Genomic DNA, 9,370 nt, shown 5'->3' with positions numbered 1-9,370 from the left:
AAATCAACATGGCTGATTGAAATAGAGTAAGGTGTTTTATTTAAATTACGGTCGCCGTAAATTAGCGTAGCAGCAAATCCTGCTTCGTTATCTTTGTTGTCATCTTTTGGCGCATAGGTAAATGAAAACTGCGCGTTATGCCAATACTTAGAGGTATAGGTGATGGTATCGCCTAAGCGGTCTTGCCCTGCAATTACTTGAGCAATATCAGCTTGGGTTTCGTTAAAGTTATCGAGTTTACCTTCTGAATATTTAAAGCGCGTGTCGTTTCGCCCAACCACCACTTCACCAAAAGCACCTTTTAGACCAAGGTAAGTATTGCGTGCTGCAAAAGGCTCATTGGTGTCGTCGTGTTCAAAACCTTTTACTTGAACTTCGTATTTAAATACCGCGGTAAAATACTCATTTAATTTATGGTCCCCTTTAATACCAATACGCGAAAAAGGGGGCATCTATTTGCGTGCCTTCGTCAGCGTAACGCATTATGCCTGTATCGGTGTTAGCAATTTGTACTTCGGCTTTACCATACACTGTGTAGTCTGCAGCAAAAGTGGTTGCAGGTAACGTGGCAGCACTGCATAACGCAGCAAGTACTGAACCTTGGAATATATTGTTTTTCATTATGTGTCCTAATTATGTGATGCTACTTGTTGTCTGCACCTACAAAGCAAGAACATGACCAACTAAAAAATAACAATAATTTTCAGTAATTTAAAAAATAAAGGTTTAAAAACAAACACTGAAATGTGCGGGTTTCCACACATAAAAAACACTCAATATCACCATTTCCACCCATTAATCGGTGAACATATCTCGATTAAGGTTATATTTACTCATTTTATCGTAGAGGGTTTTACGCGCAATTTGTAAGGTTGTCATGGTGTCTTTAATGCTGCCATGGTTAAGCTCTAAGGCTTCTTCAATTAAAGACTGCTCATAAAAGCTGACCTTTTCGGCTAGGCTCAAATCTAATGATAGCGTGCTGTTGCTTGAGTCACTTTGTGCAAATGCCAGATCGGGGCCTAGCAATACCGCGCGCTCGGCTTGATTTCTCAATTCCCGCACATTGCCAGGCCAATCGTGCGCTAGTAAACGTTGTTGTAGTTCTATATTGAGCGCCCCTAACGGTTTATGAAAGCGGGTCGCAGCAATAGAACTAAAATGCTTAAATAACAGTGGAATATCTGCTTTTCTGTCTCTTAATGCAGGAATACTGACTTTTACTAAACTCAATCGGTAATATAAGTCGGCTCTAAACTCACCTTTTTCTACCAGCGAAAGTAAATCGACTTTGGTGGCTGCGACAATACGAATATCAAGCTCTATCGCTTTATTAGCACCAACGGGGGTTACTTTTCGCTCCTCGAGTACCCGTAGTAATTTAACTTGAAGCGATAAAGGAGTGCTTTCAATTTCATCTAAAAAAACGGTGCCGCCTTGTGCAAACTCAAATTTACCTTTGCGATCGTGTGTTGCGCCAGTAAAGGCTCCGCTGATAGCCCCAAACAGTTCGCTTTCTATTAATTGCTCTGGGACTGCGCCACAGTTAATAGCCACAAACTGACAGCTTGAACGGTTACTATGATCGTGTAAATAACGGGCAACCAATTCTTTACCTGTGCCAGTTTCACCTTCAATCAGCACATCAGCCGGAGTATCAATCACCGTGTTGAGTAGGTTCATCATATGCTGCATTTTAAGGGTCTCACCTAAAATACGCACACCGGGCGCCGACGTTTTCTCAACCGCGCGCTTCAGCGCTCTGTTTTCCATTACTAAGGCACGTTTATCTGAGGCTCTGGCAATACAATCTAATAAATTTTCGTTCAGTGGTTTTTCAAATAAATCATACGCGCCCAATTGCATCGCTTTTACCGCAACAGAAACATCGGCATAACCGGTTAAAAATATTACCGGAAGTTCACTGTCGAATGCTTTTACCTGCTCAATAAAGGTTAAACCATCCATAGTGGGCATGTTTATGTCACTAAGTACAATGCCACAAAAACTACGATTTAAGCGACTTAAGGCAACACTTGCATCACTAAAACACTGTACCTCATACCCCTCGAGCGTTAATAGCTGATTTAACGAATCGCGGATCATCGCTTCATCATCAATAATAACCACTTGCTTACAAACAACGGCTTCAATCATTTTTTGGGGCCTCTATGCTTAATAAACTAATAATAAATTGCGCACCGCCTTCAGGGCGATTGTGTGCCGTTAAGTAACCATTAAATGAATCAATAATTTGCTTTGATATTGATAAGCCCAGCCCTAAGCCATTACTTGACTTGGTACTGTAAAAGGGTTCAAAAATAGAGCCCAGCACATGATGCTCAATACCAGGGCCACTATCTAATATAGAAAGCTTAACGCGCTCCTCAAAGCATTCAACATCAAAACTGAGCTCTCTAACTGGCTCACCTTTCATTGCCTGTGATGCATTGGTGATCACATTAACCAATACTTGTTCAAACTTTAACGCATCGACCCACACGGTGATCTCTTGCGAAAACTGCGGTGCACTAACGTTTACATCATCTTGCTTAAGTTGCGGGTGGGTGATCATCAACGCATTGTTTAATAACGCCGACAGTGGATGGGGTCGCAGTTGCATGGCCGCCGGTTTACTAAAGTGTTTAAGCTGCGCCACTATTTTATGCACCCGCTCTACCAAATTCTCGATAATGATTAAGTTTTCACTTAATGCGTTGAGCTTTCCCTTTTTTAGGAAAATTTTAGCACTGGCTAAATAGGTGTTCATTGCGCTGAGCGGTTGGTTAATTTCGTGATTAATGCCCGCACTCAATTGCCCAATAGTGGCTAATTTTGCCGACTGTACTAGTGCGGTTTGGGCTTTTTCGAGTGCTTGAGTACGCTCTAGTACTTCGAGCTCTAAACTGTGACGCGAATACAGTAATTTTTTATACCCGGCAAAGCGTGTCAATAAGCTATATCCAACAAAAATAAACACCCAATAAAATAACACTAGCCATAGTAATCTAGGCACCTGTAAGGCGTTAATGTTTGAAATATCAACAAGCACTGTCATGGTTGCATTCAGATGAGTTAAGGGTCTTGAGGCGGAAACGTATTCATCTTTAGCAATTTTAAATTGCTCAATGCCTTGGCTTTTGTAGCGCTGTTGTTTAATTTGTAGCGGTTGATGATCTAAGTAAGCACGGCGCTGTTTAATATCACGACGCGCGGTAATATCAAGCTCTGTAAAACTATTTAAACGCCATGCGGGTTCATCTGACATGGCAATAATATTATCGGCAAGTTGCAAATAAAAATGGCTTCCTTTTGAGGTATTTAAAAGCGAACGATCGTTTTCAAATTTAGCGACATTAATTTTAAGCGCCACCACGCCAATGGCTTTTCCATTTAGGTAAATAGCTTGGGAAAAATAAATCCCGCGCTCTTTTGAGCGCTGACCAAGTGCAAAGTATGCGACCTTTTCACCGGCAAACGCTTGTTTAAAATAAGGTCTAAATGCAAAGTTACTACCTAAAAATGTATAGTCGGTTTGCCAGTTACTACTGGCAATAACATCGCCATGAGTATCTAGTATGTATACATCTGAGGCACCACTGGCTTGTTGAATATCAGCAACGTAATTGTTAATTGCATTAAAGTGTTGTGATTCATTATTAGTAAAACGAATCAATACGTTATTTTCAGTTAGCAGCTGAGGGATAGCCGCAAATCGAGCGAGTTCGTTATCGATATAATTATTTAATTGGATAACTTGTTGATCAGCTTGAATTTTAGCTTGCCCTAAATCATAAGCACGACCAAACGAAAAGGTGACCACCAATAATAGTACTAACAATATACAGGCAAAAATAATTTTTTTGGGGATGGAGAACATAAACGCCTATGACAACTATGATGCCAATAATAAGTAATAGCCAATATTGTAACGAGTTATCCCCCTTTGCAGAAGAAACTTTTTGTTAACAATTGTACTGAAACTAAAAAACCGTGAAATATTACATTCCACGGTTTAATCACCTTTTAAGGTGTGCTGTTTTAGCTTAATTTACGCTTTTGCAACGACAGGTTTGTCTTTAAAATATTTGTATAAGCCAATTAATGAGGCTGCAATCCAAAATATTTCAATCACAAAGCTTGCTAAGTTAAAGTTATAACAAAGGCTAATAAGTAACAAAATAGCGCCACTTAAATTCATTAAGTTATACGTTAAACTTTTAGGTGAAACTTTATTTAGTTGCAGCAAAAAAAATGAACCAACCACTAAAAAAGTACCACTCATACCAACAATATCAAATAAAAGTGCGATCACACGTCTATCCTTTTCCATTTTAAAACCCAACTGACTGGCCCAATCCATGGGGAGGGTTTTTTTCAATCATTGAAACAGCAAAACCAGCGAAGTTTACCAGTGAAATAAAAGCAAACAAGGGCTTATGTCCGCCCCTCACTACTTTAGACTATAAACAAAACGTTTATTTAAAAGTAACTTTACCACCAATCATTTTATAGGCGGGGGTCCCTCTTATGATTGTGGTGCGGGCAAAAGGTCGTTCACAGCCTGGGCATACGCATTCAGTATGGGTGTGATCTTGGGTTATTCTTTCTATAAAACATTTTACTAAAGCACCTTTGCCACCTTTACGGTATTTGAATAACGGTGCCTTACACGCAGAACAAAATATATCGACCGTTTTTGTAGGCCCTTTTTTATTGGGCTTAGCCATACTTCCTCAATAATTACTTTACGATTAGTTAATAGCATAATGCTATCACATCAGTGGTAGAAAATAATGAATGGCTGTTGCGCTAATACATTTTTTAAACAGTCGGTAGATAACTCTACTTTATAAACGATTAGCTTTAGGCTTTTATCGATAAACGGGTTAATTGAGCTGATAACACATTCATATTAAAAGGCTTTACGATAAACCCTGACACTTTAGCATTAATCGCTTTTTTGACAGTCGAAGAACTATCTTCACAGGTCACCATAAGTACAGGAAGGTTTTTCAGCTCGGCATCTTTTCTAATATTATCAAGTAAAGTAATGCCATCCATTTTAGGCATATGAAGATCTGTTATAACCAAATCAAACATTTGATTTTGCAGTATGTTTAATGCTTGAAGCCCATCTGTGGCTTCAACAATATCTTTATAATCTAACTGCCTTAACATATTAATTAATACATGACGCATTAACGGCATATCATCAACAACAAGTATTTTCATGCGTATGTTTTACCAAAATAGCTGCGAGCAAATTTTCATTAAAACAAAGTAAAGGCAACACGCCAATCTAAAAGGTATTAACAAAAACGTGTTATGTGTAGTAACAACATTAGTTAACAATACCTATTGCCGCAAGTAATCAGATGGATACTTGTATCCCCTTATTTTAGCTAAACAAAAGTTTAAAAAACTGCAAACGAAGCTTGGGTTATATGTGCTAAGCTTTTTGCACTTAGTGTTACTTCTAACCCTCGTTTTCCGGCACTAACATATATTATTTCAAAATCTAACGCACTGGAGTGTATGTATGTTTTTAGCCGTTTTTTTTGGCCAAGGGGGCTTACTCCTCCCAAAATATAACCGGTACTCGCCTGCACTTTTTGTGGGTCTGCCATCATCACTTTTTTTACTGCACAAAGCTTCGCAAGCTGTTTAAAATTAGCCTGCTGAGTGACGGGAGTCACCGCTACAATAAGCTGTTGCTCTGAGGTTTCTAGCACTAGGGTTTTAAATACTTGGGCGCTGTTAAGATTAAGCTTTTCAACCGCTTCAAGGCCGTAATTAGTATTGTTTATATCGTGCTCGTAACTGAGTATGTCAAACTTAATATCGCTTTTTTTTAGCTGCTCTATAGCGGGGGTCATCTGATAAAGTCCAAAATAAATTTCCCTAATAATTTAGCACATTAAACATAAAAAAACGGCGCTAAAAAAGCGCCGTTTTTATTAGGGTCTATTGATCCGACTAATTACTTAGTTAAGTCATCAAAAAACTTTTTAACCCCATCAAAAAAGCCTTGCTCTTTAGGGCGGTTTTTTGAGCTGTCTCTGCCCATACTTTCATCTAATTCTTTAAGTAAGTCACGTTGACGCTCGTTTAAATTAACTGGCGTTTCAATCACAACCTTACAAATTAAATCGCCTTGAGCGCCACTGCGTACTGACTTAACACCTTTGCCACGCATACGGAACATTTTGCCCGTTTGTGTTTCTGACGGTATTTTAAGCTTTGCACGCCCATCAAGCGTTGGCACTTCAATTTCACCGCCAAGGCCTGCGGTGGTAAAGCTTATTGGTACTTCACAATATAAATTATTCGCTTCACGAACAAATATTTTGTGTTCACGAACAGATACTTGCACATACAAGTCACCTGCTGGTGCACCATGCATGCCTGCTTCGCCTTCACCTGATAAGCGAATACGATCGCCAGTATCTACGCCTGCCGGGATTTTAACCGATAGCGTTTTAGTTTTTTCTACACGGCCTTGCCCATGACATTTATTACAAGGATCTGAAATGATCTGACCTTGTCCATGACACGTTGGACATGTTTGCTGTACGGCAAAAAAACCTTGGCGCATTTGTACTTGGCCTGCACCATGACAGGTTGTACATGTTTTTGGTTTAGAGCCCGCTTTTGCACCACTGCCATCACATGGTTCACAACTAACCCAAGTAGGTACTTTAATCTCAACGTCTTTACCACGAACCGCTTCTTCTAAGCTTAAGTCCATGTTGTAACGTAAATCTGAGCCACGTTGCTGGCGTGATTGACGTCGACCACCGCCGCCACCAAAAATATCACCAAATACGTCACCAAAAATATCACCAAAATCACCTTGGCCGCCGCCAAAGCCACCGTGACCACCGCCACCACCTTGTTCGAAGGCTGCATGGCCGTATTGGTCATACATTTGACGCTTTTGCGCATCAGTCAGTATTTCGTAAGCTTCTTTAACTTCCTTGAATTTAGTTTCAAGGTCTTTATCACCGGCGGTACGATCGGGGTGATATTTCATCGCTAAGCGTTTATACGCTTTTTTTATGTCTCGCTCACTCGCATCTTTGCTTACGCCGAGGACTTCGTAATAATCGCGTTTTGACATATCTATCACACTACTCTTTTCTATTTACAGCGTTAGCTGCTGGACAAACCGATAAATCATATCGATTTATCATTGAATTTTTAAAGCGTTTTATTCACTTCTCTTTACATGCAAAAGGCGCGTTAAGCTTTAGCCTACGCGCCTCATGTGTTCATCCTAACTCAAACACTTGATTTGGTCATGTGTTTTAAATTAGCGAGAAGCGTTAGCAACAATTACTTGTCGTCTTTAACTTCTTCGAACTCTGCATCAACAACATCGTCATCTTGTTTAGCTGACTGTTGTTGTTCACCAGCGTCACCACCAGCTTGTTGTGCTTTAGCTTGAGCGATTTCCATTAGCTTTTGAGACTTTTCAGCAAGCGCTTGCGTTTTCGCTTCAATCTCTGCTTTGTTATCACTCTTAATTGCTGCTTCTAGGTCAACAACAGCCGCTTCAATCGCGTCTTTGTCTTCGCTTGGCAGAGCATCACCCGCTTCTTCAATTTGCTTACGTGTACCGTGAACAAGTGCATCAGCTTGGTTACGTGCAGCTACTAACTCTTCAAACTTTTTATCGTCTTCAGCGTGCGCTTCTGCATCACGAACCATTTTTTCAACTTCTTCATCACTTAAGCCAGAAGAGGCTTGAATAGTGATTTTTTGCTCTTTACCTGTATCTTTATCTTTTGCAGATACATGTAAGATACCATCGGCATCAACATCGAATGTTACTTCGATTTGTGGCGTACCACGTTGTGCTGGGCGAATGCCTTCTAGGTTAAATTGACCTAGCGATTTGTTATCACTTGAACGTTTACGCTCACCTTGTAACACATGAATAGTTACTGCAGATTGATTATCTTCTGCTGTTGAGAATGTTTGCGATTTCTTAGTAGGAATCGTGGTGTTTTTCTCAATCAGTGCTGTCATTACTGACCCCATCGTCTCAATACCTAGAGATAATGGTGATACGTCTAGTAATAGTACGTCTTTCACGTCACCTGCAAGTACACCACCTTGAATCGCAGCACCCACAGCTACCGCTTCATCAGGGTTAACGTCTTTACGTGGCTCTTTACCAAAGAACTCAGCAACTGTTCTTTGAACAAGTGGCATACGCGTTTGACCACCCACTAGAATGATATCGTTGATATCGTTCACAGACAGGTCAGCATCAGCTAATGCGCGTTTAAGCGGTTCAATCGACTTAGTCACTAAGTCTTCAACCAGTGACTCAAGCTTAGCACGTGTTAATTTCACGTTCATGTGCTTAGGACCTGATGCATCAGCGGTTACGTACGGAAGGTTAACTTCTGTAGATTGTGCTGATGAAAGCTCAATTTTTGCTTTCTCTGCTGCTTCTTTAACACGTTGCATTGCAAGCGGATCATTTTGTAAATCGATACCTTGATCTTTCTTGAATTCAGCAACTAAGTAGTTGATTACACGGTTATCAAAATCTTCACCACCTAAGTGAGTGTCACCATTTGTCGCAAGTACTTCAAATGTGTGCTCGCCTTCAACTTCATCAATTTCAATGATTGATAAATCGAAAGTACCACCACCTAAGTCGTATACCGCTACTACGTTTTCGCCACGGTTTTTATCCATACCGTATGCAAGGGCTGCAGCTGTTGGCTCGTTGATAATACGTTTTACTTCAAGACCTGCAATACGGCCCGCATCTTTTGTAGCTTGACGTTGAGAATCGTTAAAGTATGCCGGTACTGTGATTACCGCTTCAGTTACTTCTTCACCTAAGAAGTCTTCAGCCGTTTTCTTCATTTTTTTCAGTACTTCAGCAGAAATTTGTGGTGCAGCGCGTTTTTCACCGCCGGCTTCTACCCATGCATCGCCATTATCTGCTTTGATAATTTTGAAAGGCATGATGCCGATATCACGTTGTACTTCTTCGTCTTCAAAGCGACGACCAATTAAACGTTTGATTGCAAATAACGTGTTTGTTGGGTTAGTTACCGCTTGACGTTTTGCAGGTTGACCTACTAACGTTTCACCGTCTTGCGTGTAAGCAATAATAGACGGGGTTGTGCGATCGCCTTCCGCATTTTCAATAACACGTGCTTTGTCACCATCAAGTACTGCAACACAAGAGTTAGTAGTACCTAAATCGATTCCAATAATTCTACCCATGAATCTTCTCCAACTTCTAAATTCGTTAATACATTCGATGACTAGTTAATAGGGATGCCACAAACTTAATTCAACTGTAAAAATGAAAAAAACGCATTTTTTTTAATTTATTTAC

8 protein-coding genes and 1 pseudogene are annotated in these 9,370 nt (G+C 40.2%); all 9 read right to left on the bottom strand.

The window, feature by feature from the left end:
* Positions 1–621: pseudogene (locus P20439_RS03355) on the bottom strand (porin); the annotation flags it as partial.
* Positions 622–795: 174 nt separating this feature from the next.
* The gene (locus P20439_RS03350; protein WP_008112379.1) at positions 796–2,157 is read right to left on the bottom strand and encodes a sigma-54 dependent transcriptional regulator; all 1,362 of its coding nucleotides are present in this window, start codon (positions 2,155–2,157) and stop codon (positions 796–798) included.
* Positions 2,150–3,880: an ATP-binding protein gene (locus P20439_RS03345; protein ID WP_008464625.1), complete on the bottom strand. Its 1,731-nt coding sequence runs from the start codon at positions 3,878–3,880 to the stop codon at positions 2,150–2,152. Before P20439_RS03345 ends, P20439_RS03350 begins: the two co-directional genes overlap by 8 nt.
* Positions 3,881–4,051: 171 nt before the next feature.
* Positions 4,052–4,315: a hypothetical protein gene (locus tag P20439_RS03340; RefSeq protein WP_008112375.1), complete on the bottom strand. Its 264-nt coding sequence runs from the start codon at positions 4,313–4,315 to the stop codon at positions 4,052–4,054.
* Between the two features lie 163 nt (positions 4,316–4,478).
* Positions 4,479–4,730: a hypothetical protein gene (locus P20439_RS03335; protein ID WP_008112372.1), complete on the bottom strand. Its 252-nt coding sequence runs from the start codon at positions 4,728–4,730 to the stop codon at positions 4,479–4,481.
* A gap of 136 nt (positions 4,731–4,866) precedes the next feature.
* Positions 4,867–5,235 (bottom strand): response regulator, encoded by a 369-nt coding sequence (locus tag P20439_RS03330; RefSeq protein ID WP_008112370.1) that lies wholly within the window; start codon positions 5,233–5,235, stop codon positions 4,867–4,869.
* Between the two features lie 182 nt (positions 5,236–5,417).
* Entirely contained in the window at positions 5,418–5,879 is a 462-nt protein-coding gene (ybaK, locus tag P20439_RS03325; RefSeq protein ID WP_008112368.1) for a Cys-tRNA(Pro) deacylase, read from the bottom strand.
* A gap of 104 nt (positions 5,880–5,983) precedes the next feature.
* A complete protein-coding gene (gene dnaJ / locus P20439_RS03320; RefSeq protein ID WP_036932825.1) occupies positions 5,984–7,123 on the bottom strand; it encodes a molecular chaperone DnaJ in 1,140 nt (379 codons plus the stop codon).
* A 215-nt stretch (positions 7,124–7,338) separates the two neighbouring features.
* Entirely contained in the window at positions 7,339–9,255 is a 1,917-nt protein-coding gene (dnaK, locus tag P20439_RS03315; protein WP_008112365.1) for a molecular chaperone DnaK, read from the bottom strand.
* Positions 9,256–9,370 lie beyond the last annotated feature (115 nt).

This window comes from Pseudoalteromonas sp. BSi20439, from assembly GCF_000241165.1.
Lineage (GTDB): Bacteria > Pseudomonadota > Gammaproteobacteria > Enterobacterales > Alteromonadaceae > Pseudoalteromonas.
Note: the sequence above shows the minus strand (reverse complement) of the source record. Positions and strands in the feature narration are given on the sequence as shown.

Excerpts from the sequence above, each read along its gene's own strand:
- P20439_RS03350 (WP_008112379.1), bottom strand. The coding sequence starts at position 2,157 with ATGATTGAAGCCGTTGTTTGTAAGCAAGTGGTTATTATTGATGATGAA.
- P20439_RS03345 (WP_008464625.1), bottom strand. The coding sequence starts at position 3,880 with ATGTTCTCCATCCCCAAAAAAATTATTTTTGCCTGTATATTGTTAGTA.
- P20439_RS03335 (WP_008112372.1), bottom strand. The coding sequence starts at position 4,730 with ATGGCTAAGCCCAATAAAAAAGGGCCTACAAAAACGGTCGATATATTT.
- P20439_RS03330 (WP_008112370.1), bottom strand. The coding sequence starts at position 5,235 with ATGAAAATACTTGTTGTTGATGATATGCCGTTAATGCGTCATGTATTA.
- ybaK (WP_008112368.1), bottom strand. The coding sequence starts at position 5,879 with ATGACCCCCGCTATAGAGCAGCTAAAAAAAAGCGATATTAAGTTTGAC.
- dnaJ (WP_036932825.1), bottom strand. The coding sequence starts at position 7,123 with ATGTCAAAACGCGATTATTACGAAGTCCTCGGCGTAAGCAAAGATGCG.
- dnaK (WP_008112365.1), bottom strand. The coding sequence starts at position 9,255 with ATGGGTAGAATTATTGGAATCGATTTAGGTACTACTAACTCTTGTGTT.